General features: G+C 73.4%; 20 protein-coding genes. 5 read left to right on the top strand and 15 right to left on the bottom strand.

Annotation, left to right across the window (positions count from 1 at the left end):
* Window positions 1–3 precede the first annotated feature (3 nt).
* From AACH10_RS14990 to AACH10_RS14955, 8 genes are all read right to left on the bottom strand, one after another.
* A complete protein-coding gene (locus AACH10_RS14990) occupies window positions 4–786 on the bottom strand; it encodes an SDR family NAD(P)-dependent oxidoreductase (RefSeq protein ID WP_341411254.1) in 783 nt (260 codons plus the stop codon).
* Between the two features lie 9 nt (window positions 787–795).
* Window positions 796–1,425, bottom strand: coding sequence for a DUF3833 domain-containing protein (locus AACH10_RS14985; protein ID WP_341411253.1), 630 nt, complete (start codon window positions 1,423–1,425; stop codon window positions 796–798).
* Entirely contained in the window at window positions 1,422–2,687 is a 1,266-nt protein-coding gene (locus tag AACH10_RS14980) for an MFS transporter (RefSeq protein WP_341411252.1), read from the bottom strand. The genes AACH10_RS14985 and AACH10_RS14980 overlap by 4 nt, the downstream gene beginning before the upstream one ends.
* Window positions 2,684–3,253, bottom strand: a complete 570-nt coding sequence (locus AACH10_RS14975) for a chalcone isomerase family protein (protein WP_341411251.1) — start codon at window positions 3,251–3,253, stop codon at window positions 2,684–2,686. The genes AACH10_RS14980 and AACH10_RS14975 overlap by 4 nt, the downstream gene beginning before the upstream one ends.
* A gap of 98 nt (window positions 3,254–3,351) precedes the next feature.
* The gene (locus AACH10_RS14970) at window positions 3,352–4,590 is read right to left on the bottom strand and encodes a class I SAM-dependent methyltransferase (RefSeq protein ID WP_341411250.1); all 1,239 of its coding nucleotides are present in this window, start codon (window positions 4,588–4,590) and stop codon (window positions 3,352–3,354) included.
* Window positions 4,591–4,664: 74 nt separating this feature from the next.
* The gene (locus AACH10_RS14965; protein ID WP_341411249.1) at window positions 4,665–5,453 is read right to left on the bottom strand and encodes a DUF1365 domain-containing protein; all 789 of its coding nucleotides are present in this window, start codon (window positions 5,451–5,453) and stop codon (window positions 4,665–4,667) included.
* A complete protein-coding gene (locus tag AACH10_RS14960) occupies window positions 5,450–6,829 on the bottom strand; it encodes an NAD(P)/FAD-dependent oxidoreductase (RefSeq protein WP_341411248.1) in 1,380 nt (459 codons plus the stop codon). The genes AACH10_RS14965 and AACH10_RS14960 overlap by 4 nt, the downstream gene beginning before the upstream one ends.
* Window positions 6,830–7,150: 321 nt before the next feature.
* Entirely contained in the window at window positions 7,151–7,738 is a 588-nt protein-coding gene (locus AACH10_RS14955; protein ID WP_341411247.1) for a glutathione peroxidase, read from the bottom strand.
* Window positions 7,739–7,800: 62 nt separating this feature from the next.
* On the opposite strand from AACH10_RS14955, the gene AACH10_RS14950 reads away from it, so the two are divergent.
* Complete coding sequence (locus AACH10_RS14950; RefSeq protein WP_341411245.1) at window positions 7,801–8,682, top strand: diiron oxygenase; 882 nt, start codon at window positions 7,801–7,803, stop codon at window positions 8,680–8,682.
* Window positions 8,683–8,724: 42 nt separating this feature from the next.
* On the opposite strand, the gene AACH10_RS14945 is transcribed toward AACH10_RS14950, so the two are convergent.
* From AACH10_RS14945 to glnE, 6 genes are all read right to left on the bottom strand, one after another.
* Window positions 8,725–9,582, bottom strand: a complete 858-nt coding sequence (locus AACH10_RS14945) for an AraC family transcriptional regulator (protein WP_341411244.1) — start codon at window positions 9,580–9,582, stop codon at window positions 8,725–8,727.
* A 58-nt stretch (window positions 9,583–9,640) separates the two neighbouring features.
* A complete protein-coding gene (locus AACH10_RS14940) occupies window positions 9,641–10,144 on the bottom strand; it encodes a NuoB/complex I 20 kDa subunit family protein (protein WP_341411243.1) in 504 nt (167 codons plus the stop codon).
* 82 nt (window positions 10,145–10,226) lie between these two features.
* Complete coding sequence (locus AACH10_RS14935) at window positions 10,227–10,889, bottom strand: glutathione S-transferase (protein WP_341411242.1); 663 nt, start codon at window positions 10,887–10,889, stop codon at window positions 10,227–10,229.
* Between the two features lie 110 nt (window positions 10,890–10,999).
* Window positions 11,000–11,926: a DMT family transporter gene (locus AACH10_RS14930; RefSeq protein WP_341411241.1), complete on the bottom strand. Its 927-nt coding sequence runs from the start codon at window positions 11,924–11,926 to the stop codon at window positions 11,000–11,002.
* Window positions 11,927–11,956: 30 nt separating this feature from the next.
* Window positions 11,957–12,586 (bottom strand): rhombosortase, encoded by a 630-nt coding sequence (rrtA, locus tag AACH10_RS14925; protein ID WP_341411240.1) that lies wholly within the window; start codon window positions 12,584–12,586, stop codon window positions 11,957–11,959.
* On the bottom strand, window positions 12,579–15,338 hold the full coding sequence (glnE, locus tag AACH10_RS14920; RefSeq protein ID WP_341411239.1) for a bifunctional [glutamate--ammonia ligase]-adenylyl-L-tyrosine phosphorylase/[glutamate--ammonia-ligase] adenylyltransferase: 2,760 nt from the start codon (window positions 15,336–15,338) through the stop codon (window positions 12,579–12,581). Before glnE ends, rrtA begins: the two co-directional genes overlap by 8 nt.
* Before the next feature lie 127 nt (window positions 15,339–15,465).
* Between glnE and AACH10_RS14915 the strand changes: the two genes are divergently transcribed.
* Complete coding sequence (locus AACH10_RS14915; RefSeq protein WP_341411238.1) at window positions 15,466–19,638, top strand: YhdP family protein; 4,173 nt, start codon at window positions 15,466–15,468, stop codon at window positions 19,636–19,638.
* Here AACH10_RS14915 and AACH10_RS14910 read toward each other — a convergent pair.
* A complete protein-coding gene (locus AACH10_RS14910; RefSeq protein WP_341411237.1) occupies window positions 19,624–20,535 on the bottom strand; it encodes an MmyB family transcriptional regulator in 912 nt (303 codons plus the stop codon). The two genes, AACH10_RS14915 and AACH10_RS14910, sit on opposite strands and share 15 nt — an antisense overlap.
* A 146-nt stretch (window positions 20,536–20,681) precedes the next feature.
* Here AACH10_RS14910 and AACH10_RS14905 point away from each other — a divergent pair, with 146 nt between their 5' ends.
* From AACH10_RS14905 to AACH10_RS14895, 3 genes are all read left to right on the top strand, one after another.
* Window positions 20,682–21,104, top strand: a complete 423-nt coding sequence (locus tag AACH10_RS14905) for a hypothetical protein (RefSeq protein ID WP_341411236.1) — start codon at window positions 20,682–20,684, stop codon at window positions 21,102–21,104.
* A gap of 25 nt (window positions 21,105–21,129) precedes the next feature.
* Window positions 21,130–21,372 (top strand): F0F1 ATP synthase subunit C, encoded by a 243-nt coding sequence (gene atpE / locus AACH10_RS14900; protein WP_341411235.1) that lies wholly within the window; start codon window positions 21,130–21,132, stop codon window positions 21,370–21,372.
* Window positions 21,373–21,475: 103 nt separating this feature from the next.
* A complete protein-coding gene (locus AACH10_RS14895; protein ID WP_341411234.1) occupies window positions 21,476–22,297 on the top strand; it encodes a carbon-nitrogen hydrolase family protein in 822 nt (273 codons plus the stop codon).
* Window positions 22,298–22,381 lie beyond the last annotated feature (84 nt).

The following is a 22,381-nucleotide window of genomic DNA, read 5'->3' as shown; positions in this document are numbered from 1 at the left end:
GTGTCAGCCGGTGGCACGGCGCACCGCGGCGAAGTAGGGCCCGTCGGGGCACAGGCGCAGGGTCTTCATCAGCCGGGTGAATCGCTTGGGGAAGTGGATCTCGAAGCGCCCGTCGGACCAGCCCTGCACGATGGCTTCGGCGGCGGCCTCGGGGGTGATCAGTGCGGGCATGCGGAAGCGATTCTGCGCCGTCAGCGGGGTCTCGACGAAGCCGGGGTTGACCAGCGACACACCCACGCCCAGCGGCGCGAGGTCGAGGTACAGGCTCTCGGCCAGGTTGATCAGCGCGGCCTTGGTGGGGCCGTAGGCCAGCGCGTTGGGCAGACCGCGGTAGCCGGCCACGCTGGCCACCAGGCTCAGGTGCGCCGGCTGGCCGTCCTCGGCCTGGCTTTGCAGCGTGGGCAGCAGCGCATCGAGCAGGTGCAGGGCGCCGACATAGTTCACCTGCTGGTGACGCACGGCGTCGGCCAGGTCGAACTGCGCCGCACGCATCGCGCGGTAGTGACCGGCGCAGTACATGGCCAGGTCGATGCGGCCGTGGTGCGCCAGCACCTCGCCGGTGGCGGCGCGCACGGCGGCGGCGTCGGTGCTGTCCAGCGGCAGGGTCCAGGCGCCAGGATGGGCCCGGGCCCAGGCGCAGAGCTTGTCGGACGGCCGCGCCGACACCACCACCTGCGCGCCGCGGCGCCACAGCAGCGTGGCGGTGGCGGCGCCGATGCCCGACGAGGCGCCCACCAGCCACACGCAGCGGCCGCGCCAGTCGGTGATGCGGGGGTTCAGCGGCATGGCGCGGCCTCAGCCCGTCTCGCCAGGGGCGAGCTTGCGGAAGGACAGCAGCACCTCGCCCACGCGGATGCCGAACTTGCTCATCACCGCACGGTTGATCAGCACGCGCTCGTCGACCAGGAACATCCAATCGTCGAAGTCGATCTCCCAGACCCGGCCGTCGACCGGCAGCTTCAGCGTGTAGCGCCAGTTCAACGCATTGCCGGCAGCCTGGCCCTGGGCCTCGCCCAGCACATCGGCGGCGCGGCCGGTCCAGCGGCCGTTGGCGCCGCGCTGCAGCGTCCACACGCGCTGCTCGCGGCGGCCATCGGCATAGCTGAACTGCTCGTCCAGCGTGCCGGTGTCGCCCTGCCAGGTGCCGGTCAGGCGCACCGTGAAGCGCTGCAGCACCTGGCCACCGCGGTCGGTGACCAGGCCGTGCGCGATCAGCGTGCCGTCGAAGTAGCGGCGCAGGTCCAGCGGGGGCTGCTGCGCGGCGTAGTCGGCCACCTGCGGCGTGGCGCAGCCGGTCAGGCCCAGGCCGCCGGCGAGCGCCAGCGCCGTGAGCAGGGCGGCACCCGTGCGGCGCCAGTGGCGAGCGGGGTGGCGCGCGGGGTGGGCAGCCGGCCGTGCAGCGGCCATGCGGGGCGAGGTGGTCATCGGGGTTCCAGCAACTGGCGCGAGCGCCACAGCAAGCCGGCCGCGGCCAGCTTGATCAGACAGGGCAGGCCGGCATAGGCCAGGGCCAGGGCATCGAGACCGGCTGCGCTGGCCGCGCCGGGGCGGTAGCCGGCCGCCTGCAGCGCGGGCAGCGCCAGGCCGGCGGCCAGCGCCAGGTTCAGCTTGGTGGCCGCATGCCACCAGCCGATGTAGCGGCCCTCGTGGCGTTGGCCGTGGCCGGCGCGGCGGATCACCTCGGCCAACATGGCGCCGGGAATCGCCAGTTCGGCGCCCAGCGCCAGGCCGCAGCCCACGCACACCGCCGTGAAGGCGGCGGCATCGCCAGGCCCCAGGCGCAGGGCCCAGGCGAACACCGCCACGGCCAGCAGCATGCCGGCACCCCAGCTGCGCAGCGCACCGAAGCGCGCCGCGGCCCGCACCCACAGCGGCAGGCCCAGCGCCGCGGCCGTGAAGTAGCTGCCGAGAAACAGCGGCTCCAGCGCCGGCAACTGCAGCCGGTCGCGCACGAAGAACAGCAGCAGCGTGGCCGGGATCGCGCTGGCCACGCCGTTGGCCACGAACACCGCGAACAGCCGGCGGAACGCGCGGTTGTGCCAAGGCAGCGTCCACGGCGTGCCGGTGTCGTCGGCGGCGCCGGCCGCGGCCGTGCTGGCGTGAAACGGCGCCCCGCTCAGTGCCGCCAGCGCCAGCGCCAGCAGCGACAGACCGGCTGCCACCGTCACCACCATGCCGGCCAGGCCGGGCAGCACGCTGCCGGCGATCACCCCGGCCAGCGCCAGGCCCTCGCGCCAGCCGGCCCAGCGCGACTGGGCCGCCAGCCCGCCGCCCAGCCGCGTGCCCCAGGCCTGGTGCAGCACGCCCAGCGCGCTGTAGCCGGCATAGGTGAGCACCAGCGCCGCGGCGCACCAGGCCAGCAGCGGCCCGGCGCCCTGCACCGGCGGAAAGTACAGCGCCACGAAGCCGGCCCCCAGCAGCAGCGCGGCCCCGCCGGCCAGGCCCAGCGCGGCGCGGCGGCCGGTGCCCAGCACGCGGTCGGCCAGCCGGCCCAGCCAGGGGTCGACCAGCGCATCGGCCACGCGCGTGGCCAGCAGCACTGCACCCAGGCCTGCCAGCGGCACGCCCAGCTGCGCGGCGTAGTGGCCCGGCAGCAGCAGGTACAGCGGCAGCGCCACGAAGGCCAGCGGGGCGCCCAGCGCGCCGTAGCACAGACCGTCCCAGGCGCGCACGGTGGTCGCGCTCATGCCGCATCACCCAGCAACTGCCTGCGCAGGCCGGGCTCGGAAGTGCGCGGCGACAGCCAGATGCCGAAGAACAGCGGCGCGAAGTCGGTGTCGGCCACCACGCCGCGCGCCTGGCCGTTGTGGAAGAAGCGCGTGCCGGCGCCCGGGCGGTGCAGGCCGGTCAGGCGGTCGCCGGCCTTCACGTCGGGGAACAGCCGGCCCATCTCGGCCTGCCAGCGCGCGGCGCGCGCGTCGTCGAACGGGCCGATGCGCCGCATCTCGCTGATCGAGCGCTCGGCGATGCGCTGGCCGTCCAGCGCGCGGGCGTATTGCAGCTCGAGGGCCAGCGCCTGGCCGGTCCAGTCGGCGCCCACCAGGGCAGTGGGGCTCCACAGGCGCACGTCGTAGATCTGCAGGCCCAGCCAGCGCATCGTGGCGCTGCCACGCAGGCGGGCCTCGGCCAGCTCGGCCTTCACCTCGGCCGGCGGTTCGGCGCGTGGGGCGCTGGATGGGTTGGCGGCTGGCTGCGCGCGCAGCGTCACCGGCAGCACCGCTCCGGCCAGCACGGTGGCCAGGGACTGCCGCAACAGGCGGCGCCGAGGCGGGAGCGGGGCGGGATCGGCCATGTCGGGGCGGGGTGATTGGGTGTGGCGAGCGCGCGTGTGCGGGGGACCGTTGCGCCGCCTCAGGCGTGGCGCAGCGTGAACTGCATGACGTCGGTGTTGCCGGCTTCGAAGGCGGCTTCGCAGTAGGCGAGGTAGAACTCCCAGGTGCGCACGAAGCGGGTGTCGAAGCCCTGGGCGCGCACGGCCTCGTCCTGGCGCAGGAAGTCGGCACGCCAGCGGCGCAGCGTCTCGGCGTAGTCGCGGCCGAAGGCCAGTTCCTGCTCGACCACCAGGCCGGCGCGCTGCGCCTCGGCGCGGAAGGCCGCGGGGCTGGGCAGCAGGCCGCCGGGGAAGATGTACTGCTGGATGAAATCGGTGCCGCTGACGTAGCGGTCGAACAGGTCGTCGCGGATGGTGATGGTCTGCACGCAGGCGCGGCCACCGGGCGCGAGGTTGCGCCGCACGGTGTCGAACCAGCTGGCCCAGTAGTCGCGGCCCACGGCCTCGAACATCTCGATCGACACGATGGCGTCGAACGGGCCGTCGGCGATGTCGCGGTAGTCCTGCAGGCGCAGCTCGGCCTGGCCCAGCAGGCCGCCGTTGGCCAGGCGCTGGCGGCCGAAGGCCAGCTGCTCGGTGGACAGCGTGACGCCGGTGACGCGGGCACCGTATTCGCGCACCGCGCATTCGGCCAGTGCGCCCCAGCCGCAGCCGATCTCCAGCAGGCGCTGGCCGTCGCGCAGCCGGCATTCGCCGAGCGCGCGGCGCATCTTGGCCTGCTGGGCCTGGGCCATGGGCTGTTGCCGGTCGCCCTGGAACCAGGCGCTGGAGTAGTTCATGGTCGGGTCCAGCCACAGCCGGTAGAAGGCATTGCCCAGGTCGTAATGGGCGTGGATGTTGCGGCGGCTGCCGGCGCGCGAGTTGCGGTTCAGCCAGTGGCGCATGCGGTGCAGCAGGCTGCCCCACCAGTGGCCGTAGACCACGCTGTCCAGCGCCTCGCGGTTGGCGATGAACAGGCCCAGCAGCGCCGCCAGGTCGGTGGTGGTCCAGTCGCCGGCGATGTAGGTCTCGGCCACGCCGATGTCGCCCGAGCGCAGCGCCGCGCTGCAGACGTTCCAGTTGCGCAGGCGCAGCGTGGCGTGCGGGCCGTCGGATCCGGCGCCGGCCTGGCCGAAGTGGGCCTGGCTGCCGTCGGGCAACTGCACGTCCAGCCGGCCGACACGCAGCTTGGCCAGCAGCGCGAACACGGCGCGTGCGGCAGCGGGCGCGCTGCCGGGCACCGCGAGCATCGAGGGCAGGGTGGTGGCGGACTGGGGCATGGCGGTTCTCTGGGCGGAGGCGTCGGAGGGGACGGGGGTGGGCCGGCGCGGCGGGGCGGCTGTCGGTGCGGGTGTCAGTGCGGCTGCGGCCGCGCCGGCGTGGTGCCGAAGAAGGGCACGCGCTTGAGCAGCAGGCGCAGCGCATGCCAGTGGATGCGGGCCATCACGCCCAGCGTCAGCAGCGGCCACTGGCGCAGGGCGCGGCGCAGGCGCCGCGGCGTCAGCGAGGCCAGTTCGCCGCTGACCGAGGTGGCCAGCAGCGGGCCCTGCGCGTCGTCGTAGTCGATGCGCACCAGCGTGCGGGCGCTGCTGGCGTCGTCGCCGGCCACGGGGCTGCGCAGGAAGCGGAAGCGGTAGCCGCCCTCCACCTGGCAGAACGGTGAGACATGGAAGGCCTTGTCGGCCCGCTGTTCGGTGCCGAAGCCCAGGCGCGGGCCGTCCAGCAGGTAGCAGTGGCGCCCGCCGAAGGTGTTGTTGACCTCGGCCACCACGGCGGCCAGCGAGCCGTCGGCCCGGTGGCAGTACCAGAAGCTGACCGGGTTGAACACGAAGCCCAGCACGCGCGGGTAGGTGTGCAGCCACGCCTCGCCGTCGGCATCGGCGATGCCGGCGCGCTGCAACTGCTCGTCCAGCCATTGCAGGCAGTCGGCGCGGCCGTCACCGTGGTCGGTGTCGTGGAAGCTGACCCAGCCGGCACGGTTGCGGCGCAGCGTGGCATCGGGCTGGGCACGCAGGCTGCGCAGCGGCAGCAGCAGGAACCAGGTCGGCACGTCCAGCCGGTGCGGCGCCGGGCGCAGGCGCTGGTGGATCACGCGGCCGATGGCCAGCTGCGCGCGCTGGCCGGTGGGCTGGCCGAGGTTCACGCGGCGTCCCGGGTGGCCAGGCCGTCGTCGGTGCGGTCGGGCTGTTGCCAGCGCTGCTGCAGCGCCTGGGCCACGGCCAGGCCCGAGCGCAGGCCGTCCTCGTGGAAGCCGTAGCGCGTCCAGGCGCCGGCGAACCACACATGGCCCACGCCCTGCAATTGCGGCACGCGGGCCTGCGCGGCGATGGCCGCCAGGTCGAACACCGGGTGGGCGTAGTCGAATTCGGCATGCACCGTGGCGGCATCGGGCTCGCGCGCCGGGTTCATCGACACGATCACCGGCGTCTGCCAGGGCAGCGGCTGCAGGCGGTTGAGCAGGTAGTGCAGGCACACGGCGTTCTGCTCGGCATGGTCGGCCGGCGCGCGCTCGTAGTTCCAGGCGGCCCAGGCCTTGCGCCGCTGCGGCAGCAGGCCGGCATCGGTGTGCAGCAGCGCGCGGTTGCGGTGGTAGCGGATGGCGCCCAGCACCGCGCGCTCTTCCGGGCTGGCGTGGGTGCCCAGCAGCGCCAGGCTCTGGTCGCTGTGGGTGGCCAGCACCACCTCGTCGAAGCGCTCGGCGCCGCTGTCCAGATCCAGCCACACGCCGGCGCTTGCCGTGCCCGGCGGCACGCGGCGCACCGCGCGCACCGGCGTGCCCAGGCGCGCATCGCGGATGTGCGCCAGCATGCGGCGCACGTACTCGCGCGAGCCGCCGGCCACGGTGTGCCACTGCGGCCGGTCGGCCACGCGGATCAGGCCGTGGTTGTGGCAGAAGCGGATCATCGTGGCCACCGGAAAGCGCAGCATCTGGTCGGTGGGGCAACTCCAGATGCAGCCCAGCATCGGCAGCAGGTACCAGTCGCGGAAGGCTGCGCTGTAGCCGCCTTCGGTCAGGAAGTCACCCAGCGTGATCTGCAGCGCTGCCTCGTCGCCGCGCTCGGCGATGGCCGTGGTGGCGCGGTTGAAGCGCATCAGGTCGGCCAGCATGCGCAAGAAACCGGGGCGCAGCAGGTTGCGGCGCTGGGCGAACACGCTGTCCAGGTCGGTGCCGCTCCATTCCAGCCGGGCCTGCGGCACCTGCACCGAGAACGACATGTCCGACGGTGCGGTGGGCACCTGCAGCTCGGCGAACAGGCGGATCAGGTTCGGATAGGTGGCGTGGTTGAAGACCAGGAAGCCGGTGTCCACGCCATGCGTCACACCGTCGAGCGTGAGGTCCACCGTGTTGGCGTGGCCGCCGAAGTGCCGGCCGGCCTCGAACAGCGTGACGTCGGCCTGCGCGTCGAGCTGGTAGGCCACCGCCAGGCCCGAGATGCCCGAGCCGACCACGGCCACGCGCGGGCGGCCGGAGCCCGCCCGCGAGGCGGTGGGGGGGAAGAGGGGGCGAGGCGCGCTCATTGCGCACCCCACCGGGCAGAGAAGAGCGCCGTGCAGCGCCCTGAGGCCAACGAGGGAGGGAGGGAGGAGGAGGAGAGATACCTCAGGATTTCACTTCGGACATCCGAAAGGCTGCACGGCACATGAAACGGGTAAAGAGCGCGGCCAGCAGGGGCGGCAAGGCGTCGGTGCAGGCGCTGTGAACGACTTTTCGGCGCCCACACCCGTGCATTGAGTGCGGTTCCGTGTGGAAGTTCCGGCCCTGTTGCGCCTGACGTGTGCATCGAATGATTCCGGTTGGCCACAAATTGAACTGCTGAGTTCAATCATGACCGACCAGTCTCATTCTGTCTTCAAAAGTCTTTCCAATTCCCGCACGAACCCAGGGTCATTGGGCTCGACCGCCGAGGTGAAGCTGCTCACCTGGGTGCCGTCGCGGCCGATCAGGTACTTGTGGAAGTTCCATTTCGGCGCCTGGCCGGTGCGGCCGGCCAGCTGCGCATACAGCGGATTCAGCGTACCGCCGGCCTTGGGGCTGACGGTGGATTTGGCGAACATCGGGAAGCGCACGCCGAAGGTGTTGTCGCAGAACGCCGCGATGTCACGGTTGCTGCCGGGCTCCTGCGCGCCGAAGTCGTTGCTCGGGAAGCCCAGCACCACCAGGCCGCGGCCACGGTGCTTCTCGTACAGCGCCTCCAGCGACTTGTACTGCGAGGTGAAGCCGCAGTAGCTGGCGGTGTTGACCACCAGCACCACCTGGCCGGCCCAGCCGCACAGGTTCACCGGCTTCTCGTCCTGCAGGCGCGGCAGCGTGTGTTTCAGCAGGGCCGGGCAGGCGGCGGGGCCCGGTGCCTCGGCCGTGGCCGCCCACGCGCCCGGGGTGAGCGCCGCCAGCAGCAACCCTGCCGCCATGACCTTCGATCGTGCCATTCGACCTCCGTCCAACTAAAATCGAGAACTTGCTCTAGACCTCACCCGGCCAGGACCCGCCCATGCTCTACCCCGAACTCTTCAAACAGCTCGAAGCCGTGCGCTGGAACATGGACACCGACATCGCCTGGGACCAGTTCGACGCCAGCAAGCTGTCCGACGAGCAGGCGATGACGATCAAGATGAACGCCATCACCGAGTGGGCCGCGCTGCCGGCCACCGAGATGTTCCTGCGCGACAACCGGGAAGACAGCGATTTTTCCGCGTTCATGAGCGTGTGGTTCTTCGAGGAGCAAAAGCACTCGTTGGTGTTGATGGAATACCTGCGCCGCTTCCGCCCCGACCTGGTGCCCACCGAGCAGGAACTGCACGAGATCCGCTTCGAGTTCGACCCGGCGCCGGCGCTCGAGACGCTGATGCTGCACTTCTGCGGCGAGGTGCGCCTGAACCACTGGTACCGCCGCGCCGCCGAATGGCACACCGAGCCGGTGATCAAGCAGATCTACGAAACCCTGGCCAAGGACGAGGCCCGCCACGGCGGCGCCTACCTGCGCTACATGAAGCGCGCGATGGCCAAGTTCGGTGACGAGGCGCGTGCCGCCTTCGCCAAGGTGGGCGTGCTGATGGCCAGCGCGCGCCGCACCGCGCAGGCGCTGCACCCGACCAACCTGCACGTCAACGAGAAGCTGTTCCCGCGCGACACCATCCAGAGCCGCCTGCCCAACCCCGAGTGGCTGGAGCACTGGCTCTCGCAGCAGATCCAGTTCGACGCGGTGTGGGAGACCAAGGTGGTCGAGCGCATCCTGCACAACATGAGCCTGCTGATGGAGCGCAGCTTCGCCAGCGTGCAGGAGCTCAACCGCTTCCGCAAGGAAGTGACGGCGCGCGTGGCGGCGGCGGCTGCCACCGCCGGCGGGGCCGCACCGGGCGCCCAGCCGGCCTGACCGCGCCCCCGGCGGGCCGGTCGCGCCGGCCCCGCTGGCCCTTTACAGCCGCCCGTGGCGGCGCAGCCGGTACAGCCACCAGCTCTCGTCGTCGCCGGCCAGTTGCCGGCGCAACTCGGCCGGGCTGACGCCCAGCAGGCGGCGGTATTCGCGCGTCATGTGCGGCTGGTCGGCATAACCGTGCTGTTGCGCGGCATCGGCCAGCGGCTCGGCCGCCTGGTCGGCCAGCACGGCGTCATGGCCGCGGGTGATGGTGCGCAGCTCGCGCGGGCTCAGGCCATGGGCCTGCAGGCTGCGGCGCTCCAGCTGACGCGGGCTGAAGCCCAGCCAGGCCGCCACCGCACGCACCGGCAGGCCGCGCAGCACCTGCGGCAGGTCGGCCAGGCGCTGGTCGAGCCGGCCGCGCGCAGCGCGCCAGCGCGGCAGCAACCAGGCCGCGGCGGCGGCGATGCGGGCCTCGTCGTCCGACGCCTGGCGCACGGCAGTGTCCAGCGCGGCCCATTCGGCCGGCAGGGCCCTGGCCAGCGGCCGGTGGCGGTCGCGCAGCGCGGTGGCCGGCTGGCCCGCCAGCGCCGCGAAGGCCTGCGGATGGAACACCAGGCAGAAGGTGTGGATCGGACCGTCGTTGCGCGAGGCGAAGGGCGCCGTCTGCGGGCCCGAGACGAACACCGGCGGCAGCGGCCCGGTGTCGGGGTGGTCGGCCGGCGACTCCAGCCGCGCGCCGCCGTGCAGGATCCAGGTGATGCCGCAGTAGGGCAGCGCCGGGAAACGGTTGATGCGCTGATCGGGCGGCAGGCCCTCGCCCAGCGGCCGGGTGTCGCGCACCAGCACGGCATACAGCGCGCCGCGCAGGCCGGCGGGTGGGGCGATCAGGCGGGCGGTGTCGTCGGGGCTGGGCATGGGCAGCGGCGGAAGGTGGCCGGGTGCGGGCCGGGTGCACGCCGGGTGCGGTCCGGGATCAGGCCCTGGCAATGCTGCCTTCGTGGATCTTGCGCTGCAACTGCGCGATGCCGTAGAGCAGAGCCTCGGCCGTGGGCGGGCAGCCGGGCACGTAGACATCCACCGGGATGATGCGGTCGCAGCCGCGCACCGTGCTGTAGCCGTGGTGGTAGTAGCCGCCGCCGTTGGCGCAGCTGCCCATCGAGATGACGTAGCGCGGCTCGGCCATCTGGTCGTAGACGCGGCGGATGGCGCGCGCCATCTTGTTGGTGAGCGTGCCGCTGACGATCATCAGGTCGGCCTGGCGCGGGCTGGCGCGCGGGATCATCGAGAAGCGCTCGAGGTCGTAGCGCGCCATCGCGGCGTGGATCATCTCCACCGCGCAGCAGGCCAGGCCGAAGGTCAGGTACCACAGGCTGTTGCCGCGGGCCAGGTCGGCCAGCGGCTCCAGCCGGGTCAGCACATAGCCATCGCGCAGCAGTTGCGGCGGGCGTTCGACGAGGGAGGGGGCGGGATCGGGCATGGCGCCATGCTGCCGCCCCGCCCGGCCGCGTGTCTTGAACGTTTGCGACCTGTGCGCCGCGCCGGTGTCGGACGCGCGGGGCTCAGGCCTTCTTGGCGGCCGCGGCCATGCGCGCGGCGTCGGCCTTCTTGTCGGCGTCCACCTTCTGCGCGTGCGGGCGCTGGCCGATCAGCGCGCAGTAGGCCTTCCAGTCGATGCCGGCGGCGGCCAGCAGGTCCTCGCCCAGCACCTTCTTGGTGGCCAGCGCCACCAGCGGCAGGCTCACGTAGGCGGCGCAGTCGGCCAGCGTGAACTGGTCACCGGCGATGTAGGGGCTGAACTTCGCCAGGCGCTGGAAGGCCGGGATGGCCTTGGCCAGCTGCTTCTTCACGCGCGCCTTGGTGTCGTCGCTGACCGTGCCGCCGAAGAAAGCTTCGGCGTACAGCTCGCGCGCCACCAGTTCGAGGTGCAGGTCGACATAGGTGCACAGCTCGCGCACCTTGGCCGCGGCGAACGGGTCGGCCGGCACCAGCGGCACCTGCGGGTAGGCGGCTTCCAGGTAGTCGCAGATGACCTGGCTTTCGCACAGCGCGCCCTGCGGCGTCTTCAGGAACGGCACCTTGCCCAGCGGCGTGGCGCCGAGCACCGCCTCGTCCTTCGAGCCGGTCATCACCAGCTCCTCGTTGAACGGGATGCCCTTTTCCAGCAGGGCCAGCTTGACCTTGTTGTAGTAGTTCGACACCGCGAAGCCGCACAGCGTGAGCATGGAAAGTCTCCTTCGATCCGTTGGATGGGGTGGCGGCAGTCTAGGTGGCGCGGCGTCCCGCCCGCGGCACGCAGGCGACAAGGGCCGGCGGCTTGCCGCGCCTCAAGCCGTCACGGCGCGCGCGGCGGCCGGTTCACCAGCACGATGCCCACGGCCACCGCGGCGCAGGCCAGCAGCAGGCGCGGGGTCAGCGGCTCGCCCAGCAGCAGCACGCCGGCACCCAGGCCGGCCATCGGCGTCAGCAGCGTGCCGGCGGCCAGGCGCGTGGCCGGGTAGTGGCGCATCAGCCAGAACCACAGCAGGTAGCTGGCGAAGGTGACGACCACGGTCTGGAAGGCCATCAGCCACCAGGCCTGGGCGCGCAGCGCGCCCGGCGCCGGCCAGGCCTCGCCGGTGGCGACCGAGGCGGCGATGAGCAGCAGGCCCGAGACGGCCAGCTGGTAGAACAGCGTCTGCTCGGCCGGCGCGCTGGCCAGGCGCGAGGCGCGGATCGTCAGCGTGGTGCAGCCCCACAGCAGCGCCGCGGTCACGCCCAGCGCATCGCCCCACCATTGGCGCTGGCCGGCGCTGGGCCGGTGGAAGCCCTCGGCGAAGGCCCAGGCCACGCCCGCGAAGGCGGCCACCAGGCCCACCCACTGCACTGTGCCCAGGCGCTCGGCATGGGCCACGCGCCGGCCCAGCAGCGGCATGCCCAGCGCCACGACGAAGGGCGCGAGGTAGATGAACACGCCCATGCGCGAGGCCGTGGTGTGCTGCAGGCCGAGGATGATGCAGCCGAACTCGACCGCGAACAGCGTGCCGGCCAGCAGCCCGGCCGGGCCGGTGCCGTTGGTGCCCGGCGACAGCCGGATGCCGCGCCGGGCCGACCACAGCGCCACCAGCACCGCCGCGCCCAGCGAGCGGCTGCCCATCTGCAGCAGCGGTGGCACATCGGCCAGCGTGGCCTTGCTGGCGGCCTGGTTCAGGCCCCACAGCACGCAGCACAGCACCAGGCAGGCGACGGCCAGGCCATCGAGATGTGTCTTGCGGTCGGTCATGGGCGGGGGGCTTGGCAGGCGGTCATCGGTTCAAGGGGCGGCGCTGGCGTCACGCAGGCCCGCGCGCAGCGCCAGCGCGCAGGCGGCGCCGGCCAGTGCGCCGGCCAGGTGCGCGCCGGGCGCGATGGCGATGTCCCAGCCCGGCACCTGGCGCAGCGGGCCTTGCCAGGGCGCCTCCAGCAGCAGCTTGGCGAGCAGGCCGGCGCCCAGCGCCGCACCGATGGCCTGGCGGCGGCCGCGCTCGGCCCGCAGCAGCTGCACCACGGCCACCGCCACGCCGGCATGCAGCACGCCCGACAGGCCGGCGTAGCGGGCGAGCGCGGGTTGCCACAGAAGCGCGGCCTGGGTGAGCGGCCAGGCCAGCGCCCAGGCGGCGGTGGCGCGCGGCCCGCAGCCGGCCACCACGCCGAGGGCCGCCACCAGCGCGCAGCCGGCCAGATTGGCCAGCAGGTGCAGGTGGCTCAGGTGCACCCAGGCGGCGGTGATGGCGCGCCAGGGTTCGCGTGCCGCGAGTTCGGGCGCCCAGTCGAGCCGGGCCGGCCAGCCCGGTGGGGCGGCGGCCAGCAGCAGCGCGCCCAGTGCGGCCAGCCCGCTCAGCGCCAGCCAGGGGCGTGCCGAGGCTGGCAGCGCGGCGGGCGGCAGATGGGGTGACTCAGCCAAAGACCGCGTGCCAGACGGCCAGCACGGCGTCGCGCTCAGCGGCCATCTGTTCGGGCGGCACCTGGGTGGGCTGCTCGTCCAGGCGGGCGCGGTGCTGGGCGCGGCGCAGCTCGCGGTAGGCGTCGGCGGCGGCCTGGCCGGCGCCGGCGGGCAGCAGGCCCAGGCCTTCGGCGCGCTGCAGCAGCGCGATGTTGCCCACGTTGTCCAGCAGCGCCGGGTGCTGCGCGGCATGGGCCAGCACCAGGTACTGCACCGCGAACTCGGCGTCCATCATGCCGCCGGGGCTGTGCTTGACGTCGAACAGCTCGGCCTTGACCGGCCGCGCGGCGCGCACCTTCTCGCGCATGTCCATCACCTCGCGCTTGAGCGCATCGAGGTCGCGCCCGGCCGACAGCACATGCCGCCGCACGGCCTCGAAGCGCCCGCCCAGCGCCGCGCTGCCGGCGCAAAAGCGCGCGCGGGTGACGGCCTGGTGCTCCCAGGTCCAGGCGGTGTTGCCGCCGCGGCCCTGCTGGTAGCGCTCGAAGGCGTTGATCGACGTGACCAGCAGGCCCGAGTTGCCGTTGGGCCGCAGCGCGGTGTCGATGTCGAACAGTTCGCCGGCCCCGGTGCGCAGCGTCAGCCAGGTGATGACCTTGCGCACGAAATGCGCGTAGACCTCCTGGGCCTTGTACTCGTCGGTCTCGTCAGCGTCGTCGTAGAGGAAGACCACATCGAGGTCGCTGCCGTAGCCCAGCTCCTTGCCGCCCAGCTTGCCGTAGGCGATGACGGCGAACTGCGGCACCGCGCGGTGGTGCTGGCGCAGCCGCGGCCAGGCCCAGCGCAGCGTGCACTCCAGCGTGGCGTCGGCCAGGGCCGACAGGTCGTCGGCCACCTGCTCGACGGTGATGAGTTCTTCCACGTCGCGCACCAGCGTGCGGAAGACCTCGGCATGGTGGGCGTGGCGCAGCGTGTCGAGCAGCGACTCTTCATCGGCCTCGCCGGCGCGCACCCAGGCGGTGTGGCGCTCTTCCAGCTCGTCGATGTAGGCGTGGCGGTCGAAGCGCTCGTGCATCAGGCGCGGGTCGGCCAGCTCGTCGATCACGCCGGGGTGGCGCATCAGGTACTGCATCGGCCAGCGCGCCAGGCCCAGCAGGCGCAGCAGGCGCTTCATCACCTCGGGCCGCTCGGCCAGCAGGGCCAGGTAGCTGTCGCGGCGCAGCAGCGGCTCCAGCCAGTCGATGAAGCGCAGCGCGGCCTCCTGCGTGCACAGGCCGTCGGCCACGCCGGCCGCGGCGCGCTGCACCAGCTTGCCCAGGCGAAGCCGGCCTTCGTCGCGCAGGGCCTGCACGCGCGGCTGCTGCACCCAGTGGCGCACGCGCTCGGCCAGGGCCGGTGGCAGGCGCTCGAGCAGGGCGTCGCTGTCCAGCGGCAGCGGCGCGCCGCAGTTGCGGCAGCCGCCCTTGGCGGTCGGACCGGGGGGCTGGCCGTCGTGCAGCAGCGCGTCGAACTCGGTGGCCACCAGTTCGCGGATCTCCAGCAGGCGATCCAGCAGCTGGCAGGCGTCGGGCGTGCAGGCGGCCAGGCCCATGGATTGCGCGATCCAGGCCAGGTCGCCATCCTGTGTGGGCAGCAGGTGGGTCTGCTGGTCGTCCAGGTACTGGATGCGGTGCTCCACGCGGCGCAGGAACACATAGGCCTCGGCCAGCCTGTCGGCGGTGGCCGGCGTCATCAGGCCGCGCGCGGCCACCTTCTGCAGGCTCTTGAGCGTGCTGCGGGTGCGGATCTCGGGGAACTGCCCGCCGCGCACCACCAGCAGCAGCTGCACGATGAACTCGATCTCGCGGATGCCGCCGCGCGACAGCTTCACGTCGTTCGCGCGCTCGGGCCGGCCCGCGGCGCGGCGCTGGGCCTCCTCGCGGATCTTGCGGTGCAGCTGGCGCAGGCCCTCGAAGATGCCGTAATCGAGGTAGCGGCGGTAGACGAATGCGGTGACCAGGCTGCGCAGCGGCAGCGGCCGGCCGCTGGCCACGCTGGCGGCCGGCGCCACCACGCGGCTCTTCAGCCAGGCAAAGCGCTCCCACTCGCGGCCCTGCACCAGGAAATACTCTTCCAGCATGCCCAGGCTGACCACCGGCGGGCCCGAGTTGCCGTTGGGGCGCAGCGCCAGGTCGACGCGGAACACGAAGCCATCGTCGGTGGTGTCGCCGATCAGCGCATACAGGCGCTTGGCCACCTGGGCGAAGTATTCGTGCGCGGTGATCTTCAGCGGTCCGTCGGTCTCGCCATCGTCCTCGTAGACGTAGATCAGGTCGATGTCGGACGAGACATTGAGCTCGCGCGCACCGAGCTTGCCCATGCCGATGATCCAGAAGTCGATCACCTGGCCCTGGGCGTCGCGCGGTGCGCCGTGCTTGGCGTCGATCTCGGCGCGGGCCTCGGCCAGCGCGATCTCCAGCGTGGCCTCGGCCAGCCAGGTCATGGTGTGCGTGACGACTTCAAGCGGCGCCTGCTGCTCGACGTCCAGCACCACCAGGCGCTCCATCACCAGCTGGCGGGCCACGCGCAGCGCCGAGGGCAGGGCGCGGCCCTCGGCCTGCAGCCGGCGCACCAGCGCGGTGATGGTGGCCGCATCGGGCTGGCCCGGCGGCAGCAGCGCCAGCTCGGCCGCGTAACGGCGGCGGATGCGCTGCACGTAGCGGCTGTGGTCGGCCGGCGCGGCGGCGGGCGGGACGGGCGGCTGTGTATCGGCCACGTGAAGTTCGGAACCCATGGGCAGACGGGGGCTCTGTGCTAGATTGCGCCGCGCTGCGGACGCCCGAAACAGGGTGCCTGGCGTGCCACGAACGCCGGCCGGCGGCGGGTCGGCTCAACGGCTGCGTGCTGCTCGTCCCTCATTCATGTCCTTTTCGTCGCTTGCCGCCCGCTCGGGTCTGGCCATCTGGCGCCTGTTGGCCGGCGTGTGGCGCGTCATCGCCCTCGCGCTGGTCGGCCTGACCAGCTTAGTGCTGCTGGCCTGGCTGATTCTCCACTGGGGGATTTTGCCCCGGCTGGACGAATGGCGTCCCCGGGTGGAACACGAAGCCAGCCAGGCCATCGGGGCAAAGGTCAGCATCGGCCGCATCCTGTCGCGCAGTGGCAGCTGGGTGCCGGCCTTCGAACTCGACGACGTGGTGCTGCGCGACGCCCAGGGCCGCGAGGCGCTGCGGCTGCCGCGCGTGTCGGCGGCGCTGTCGGTGCCGTCGCTGCTGGCCTTTCGGCTGCGCTTCGAGCAGTTGCTGATCGATGGCGCCCGGCTCGAGGTGCGGCGCGATGCGCGCGGGCGCTGGCATGTGGCCGGGCTGGACGTGGAGGACGGCGGCGCCACGCTGGACGGCAGCGCCTCGGCCGACTGGTTCTTCGAGCAGCACGAGTTCGTGATCCGCGGCGGTGAGCTGCGCTGGGTGGACGAGCTGCGCGCCGCACCGCCGCTGGCGCTGTCGGATGTGCGCCTGGTGCTGCGCAACCGCGGCCTGCGCCACGAGCTGCGCCTGGACGCCACGCCGCCCACCGACTGGGGCGAGCGGTTCACCGTGGTGGCCAAGGCCCGCCAGCCGCTGCTGACCCGCTCGGGCCTGGTGCGCACCGGCTTCACGCGGCCGGGCGACTGGCGGCGCTGGACCGGCAGCCTGTACGCCCAGCTGCCGCGTGCCGACGTGTCGCAGCTGCGCCGCCATGTCGACCTGCCGATCGACCTGGACCAGGGCCATGGCGCCTTGCGCGCCTGGCTGGACTGGGACCAGGCCGTGCCCCGCGCCGCCACGGTGGACCTGGCGCTGGCCGACGTGTCGGTGCGCCTGGGCCGCGAACTGGAGCCGCTGGCCTTCACCCGGCTGAACGCGCGGCTGAGCGGCGAGCGCGACGAGAAGGGCGTGCGCGTGGCCGCCAGCGGGCTGGAGTTCGCCACCACCGAAGGCCACCGCTGGACGCCCAGCCAGCTGGCCTTCAGCTGGCAGCAGGTGCAGGACCTGGCCGCGCTGGCGCCGGGTGGGGTGGCCAGCCAGGCGGCCGCACCGGCCAGTGGCGCCCCGGCCGCGGCGAACCCGGTCACCGGCGGCGAGCTCACCGCCGACCGGCTGGACCTGGCCTCGCTGGCCGAGCTGGCCGAGCGCCTGCCCATCGGCCGCAGCGTGCGCGAGCTGCTGCTGCAGCTGGCACCCGAGGGCACGGTGGAGAAGCTCGCGGCGCGCTGGCGCGGGCCGCTGGACGCGCCCACCGGCTACCAGGTCAAGGCCAGCGTGCGCGACATGGCGATCGCCGCCGCGCCGGCGCCCAGCGCCGACGGCGTGGGCCGGCCCGGCTGGCGCGGGGCCGACTTCGAGTTCACGGCCGGCGAGACCGGGGGCCAGGCGACGCTGTCGCTGGCCGATGGCGCGCTGGAGTTTCCCGGCGTGTTCGAGCAGGCGGTGGTGCCGCTCAAGAGCTTCTCGGCCCAGCTGCAGTGGCGCATCGGCGCCGGTGCCACGCCCGACGCGCCGCCGCGCATCGAGCTGAAGGTGGACAAGGCGCGCTTCGCCAACGCCGACGCCAGCGGCGAGGCCTCGGCCAGCTGGCGCACCGGCAGTGGCCCCGATTTCGGCAAGGGCGGGCGCCTGCCCGGCGTGCTGGAGCTCAGCGGCAAGCTGGCGCGTGGCCGCGCCACGGCCGTGGCGCGCTACCTGCCGCTGGGCATCGGCACCGACACGCGGGCCTGGGTGACGCGCGCGGTGCAGGGCGGCGAGGTGCAGAACGTCAGCTTCCGGGTCAAGGGCGACCTGTGGGACTTTCCGTTCGTCAACCGCCGCGATGGCGACTTCCGCATCGCCGGCGAGGTGCGGGACGTGACCCTGGCCCCGGTGCCGCCGGCGCCGGGCGAGACCTGGCCGGCCTTCGGCCAGGTGGGCGGCGAGCTGGTGTTCGAGCGCAACGCCATGCAGTTCCAGAAGGCGCATGGCCGGCTGTGGGGCGTGGACCTGGTGGACGTGCAGGGCCGCATCCGCGACCTGTCGCCCCAGGCGGTGCTGGAGCTGGAGGGCACGGCCCGCGGCCCGGCGCAGGACCTGCTGCGCTACGTGGCCACCACGCCCATCGGCGGCTGGCTGGACCAGGCGCTGGCGCCGGCCAGCGCCACCGGCAGCGCCGAGCTGAAGCTGGGCCTGAACATCCCGCTGGAGCACCCGTCCGACACGGTGCTGCGCGGCAGCGTGCAGCTGGCCGGCAATGACCTGAAGCTGCGCCCCGAGGTGCCGCTGCTGGCCAACGCGCGCGGCCGGGTCGAGTTCACCCACCGCGGCGTGCAGGTGCAGGCCGTGCATGCGCAGCTGCTGGGCGGCGAGGCGCAGATCGACGGCGGCAGCCAGGCCGACGGCAGCCTGCGCTTCAACGCCAGCGGCACGGCCAGCTTGGACGGCCTGCGCCGCGCCACCGAACTGGGTGCCGTGGCCCGCGCCGCCGCGCAGTGGCAGGGCCGCGTGCAGGGCCAGGCGGCCTACCGGCTGCAGCTGGGCCTGGGGCGCGGCCAGCCCGAGTACCAGATCAGCAGCAACCTGCAGGGCGTGTCGATCGACCTGCCCGCGCCGCTGCGCAAGCTGGCCTCGGAAACCCTGCCGCTGAAGATCAGCAGCACGCTGCAGCCGGCCGTGCCGGCCGGCGCGGCGCCCACGCGCGACCTGCTGCGCCTGGAGCTGGGCCCGCTGCAGGCGGCGCTGCTGCGCGACATCTCGGGGCCGGAGGCGCAGCTGCTGCGCTCGGCCTGGTCCTGGGCCGCGCCGCTGCCCGAGCCGGTGGCCGGTGGCCGCGCCACGCTGGTGATGCCGGCGCTGGATGTCGATGCCTGGCGCATCTTGTGGGGGCCGGGCGGGCCGCTGGCGTCCAGTGCGGCGGCGGCCAGCAGCAGCGCGGGCCTGGCCACGCTGCTGCCGCACGTGATCCGCCTGCAGACGCCCGAGCTGCTGGCCGAGGGTCGGCGCCTGACCGGGCTGACGCTGGATGTGCAGCGCGTGGACACGGCGGGCGAAGAGGGCTGGCGCGCCCAGGTGGTGGCCGACCAGACCAGCGGCAGCCTCGAGTGGCGCGAGGGCCGCGGCGCCCAGGGCGCCGGGCGCATCCGCGCGCGGCTGGCGCGGCTGTCGGTGCCGCCGTCCGAGGCCGACGGCATGGCCGGCCTGCTCGACCGCGTGCCCACCAGCGTGCCGGCGCTGGACATCGACATCGCCGCCTTCGATCTGCGCGGCAAGGCGCTGGGCCATCTGGCGGTGGAGGCGGTGAACCGCAGCGCGCCCGGCGCCGACGGCGTGCCGCGGGCGCAGTGGCGGCTGGACAAGCTGGCGCTGGACAACGCCGATGCCAAGCTGGCCGCCAGCGGCCAGTGGCAGGCGGTGGCCGGCGATCCGTCGCGCCGGCGCATGGCGCTGGACTTCAAGCTCGACATCGCCGACGGCGGCGCGCTGCTGGAGCGCCTGGGCTTCGGCCGCGTGGTCAAGGGTGCCAAGGGCCACCTGCAGGGCACGCTGGGCTGGGAGGGCTCGCCGCTGTCGCTGGACATGCCCTCGCTGGACGGCGGCTTCCACGTGGCGCTGGAGGGCGGGCAGTTCCTGAAGGCCGACGCCGGTGCCGGCCGCCTGCTGGGCGTGCTGAGCCTGCAGGCCCTGCCACGGCGCCTGGTGCTGGACTTCCGCGACGTGTTCGCCGAGGGCTTCGGCTTCGACGACGTGGGCGGCGACGTGAAGATCCAGCGCGGCGTGGCGCAGACCCACAACCTGCGCATGCGGGGCCTGCAGGCCGCGGTGCTGATGGAGGGCACGGCCGACATCGCCCGCGCCACGCAGGACCTGCATGTGGTGGTGGTGCCCGAGCTGAACACCGCCAGCGCCTCGCTGGCCTATGTGGCGGTGAACCCGGCCATCGGCCTGGGCGCCTTCCTGGGCCAGTGGATCCTGCGCGAGCCGCTGCGCCAGGCCAGCATGCGCGAATTCCAGATCAGCGGCGGCTGGGATGACCCCAAGGTCGAGAAGATCGAGCGCAAGCTGCCCGAGGCCGCGTCAGCCCCGCGTTGAGGCGTCCGAGGCCGGGTGGGCCGCGGCGCGCAGCAGCGCCTCGCTGGCCGCATCGGCCGGGTAGAACAGCTCCACCGCCAGTTCGTCCAGCGTGATGTCGCGCGGCGTGCCGAACGAGGTCAGCGTGGTGAACAGCGACACCCGCTGCGGCGCACCCGGCCGGCCATCGGGGCCGGGCAGCGGCAGCCACATCTCGCAGGGCAGCAGCAGCGTGGGCGTGTCCTCGGGCGGGCGCGGGCCACGGGCGGCCTGCTCGGCCTGCGCGGCCAGCAGCGCGGCCACGTTGGGATAGGCCTGCACCTCCTGCAGCAGCGCGGCCAGCGCGGGGTCGGCGCTGTCGGCCACGCTGCGCTGCAGCCCCTCCACCAGGTAGCCGCCCCACTCGGCGAAATTGGCCGTGGCCGCGGCAAAGCCGCGCGGGTGCAGGCTGGCGCGCAGGATGTTGAGCGGCGGGCCCAGCAGCTCGGGCGGCAGCAGGCCCACCAGGGCCTGGGCGGCGCCGTTGGCCAGCAGCACGTTCCACTGCCGGTCGAGCACCACGCCGGGGTAGGGGTGGTGGGCGTCCAGCAGGCGCTGCAGCGCGGCGCGCACGCTGGCCATCTCGGGCGCGTCCAGGCTGCGCTGGGCAAAGCGCGGCGCGTGGCCGGCGGCCAGCAGCAGGCGGTTGCGCTCGCGCAGCGGCAGCGCCAGCTGCTCGGCCAGCGCCAGCACCATGGCCGCGCTGGGCCGCGAGCGCCCGGTCTCGATGAAGCTCAGGTGGCGCGGCGACACGCCCACGTCCAGCGCCAGATCCAGCTGGCTGCGGCGGCGGCGCGTGCGCCATTCGCGCAGCAGCGGGCCCACGCCCTGCGGGCTGGACGGGGAGAGGTCGTGCGGGACGGGCGGGTGCGGGCGCATGGCGGCGGGCGGTGGATCGGCTGACGACCGATTCTGCGGCGCTCGTTGCACGGCGGCCATTACCTCTCAGGGAATCGCGGCGCGGCAGCGGCCTGCGAAGAATGGACCCGTCCCGTCAACGCCTCAACCTGTCCAGGAGATCTTCGATGCGATCCGTTCTGCCTTCGCCGCTGCTGCGCGGCGCCTTCGTGCTCGATGCCGTGGTCAGCGCCGCGGCCGGTGTGCTGCAACTGGCTCCCGGCGCCCGCATGGTGGCCTGGCTGGGCCTGCCCGCGCCGCTGCTCACCGAGACCGGCGTGTTCCTGCTGGCCTATGCCGGCGCCCTGCTGCTGCTGGCGCGCAGCCGCACGCTGTGGGCGCCGCTGGTGCAGGCCGTGGTGCTGGGCAATGCCGGCTGGGCGCTGGGCTGCGTGCTGGCGCTGCTGCTGGGCTGGCTGGCCCCCACCGCGCTGGGCACGGCCTGGCTGCTGCTGCAGGCCGTGGCCGTGCTGGCCTTCGCCGCCGCCGAGGGCCTGGGCCTCGCGCGCTCGGCACCGGCCCCGGCGGCCGTGGGCCTGGCCCGTTCCTGAACCCCTCACCGACCGGAGAAACACGATGACTTCCAGCCTCAACCTGCTGCCCCTGGCCGTGGCCCTGCTGATCGGCATCCCGGCGCTGGGCTCGTGCATCGGCATCGGCCTGGCGACGATGAAGTTCCTCGAAGCCTCGGCGCGTCAGCCCGAGCTGATGGATGCGCTGCAGACCAAGTTCTTCCTGGCCGTGGGCGTGACCGACGGCGCCTTCATCATCGCCACCGGCATCGGGCTGTGGTTTGCCACGGCCAATCCATTCTCGTGATCGAGGCAAAGCGGGCCGAGCGCCGGGCCGCCCCAAGCCGGCCCGCACCCGCTCGGCGGGTGGTCCCGCGTACCCGCGGGGCCGGGTGCGTCATGATTGGCGCATGATTCTGAACATCGCCGCCCTGCAGATGGTGTCCACGCCCGACGTGGACCGCAACCTGGCCGACGCCGGCCGCCTGATCGCCGAGGCCGCCGACGCCGGCGTGCAACTGGTGGCCCTGCCCGAGTACTTCTGCCTGCTGGGCCGCAGCGACCGCGACAAGCTGGCGATCGCCGAGGCCGATGGCGCCGGCCCGATCCAGGACTTCCTGGCCGCGGCCGCGCAGCGCCACCGCCTGCACATCATCGGCGGCACGCTGCCGTTGCGCGGCGCCGATGCCGACCACGTGCGCAACAGCTGCCTGGTCTGGGGCCCCGACGGGCAGCGCCTGGCGCGCTACGACAAGATCCACCTGTTCGCCTTCGACAACGGCCGCGAGCGCTACGACGAGGGCCGCGTGCTCGAGGCCGGCGCGCAGCCGGTGGCGTTCGATGCGGTGGTCGACGGTCAGACCTGGCGCGTGGGCCTGTCGATCTGCTACGACCTGCGCTTTCCCGAGCTCTACCGCCGGCTGATGCAGCCGCAGCCCTGCGATGTGCTGGTGGTGCCCTCGGCCTTCACCCACACCACCGGCCAGGCGCACTGGGAGCTGCTGCTGCGCGCCCGCGCCGTGGAGAACCAGTGCTATGTGCTGGCCCCGGCCCAGGGCGGCCTGCACGAGAACGGCCGCCGCACCTGGGGCCACAGCCTGGTGGCCGACCCCTGGGGCGCCGTGCTGGCCTGCCAGCCAGAAGGCACCGCCGTGGTGCGCGCCGGCGCCACGCGCCAGCGCCTGGCCGAGGTGCGCCAGCAGCTGCCCGCGCTGGCGCACCGCGTGCTCTGAGCGCGCCGCACCACCCATCCGGTGGATGAACGTGCCTCGTCGTTGTGCACGCAAGATGAGCGTCCACGTTACGATGGTGCATGG

This window comes from Pseudaquabacterium inlustre, assembly GCF_038066595.1.
Lineage (GTDB): Bacteria > Pseudomonadota > Gammaproteobacteria > Burkholderiales > Burkholderiaceae_C > Pseudaquabacterium > Pseudaquabacterium inlustre.
Note: the sequence above shows the minus strand (reverse complement) of the source record. Positions and strands in the feature narration are given on the sequence as shown.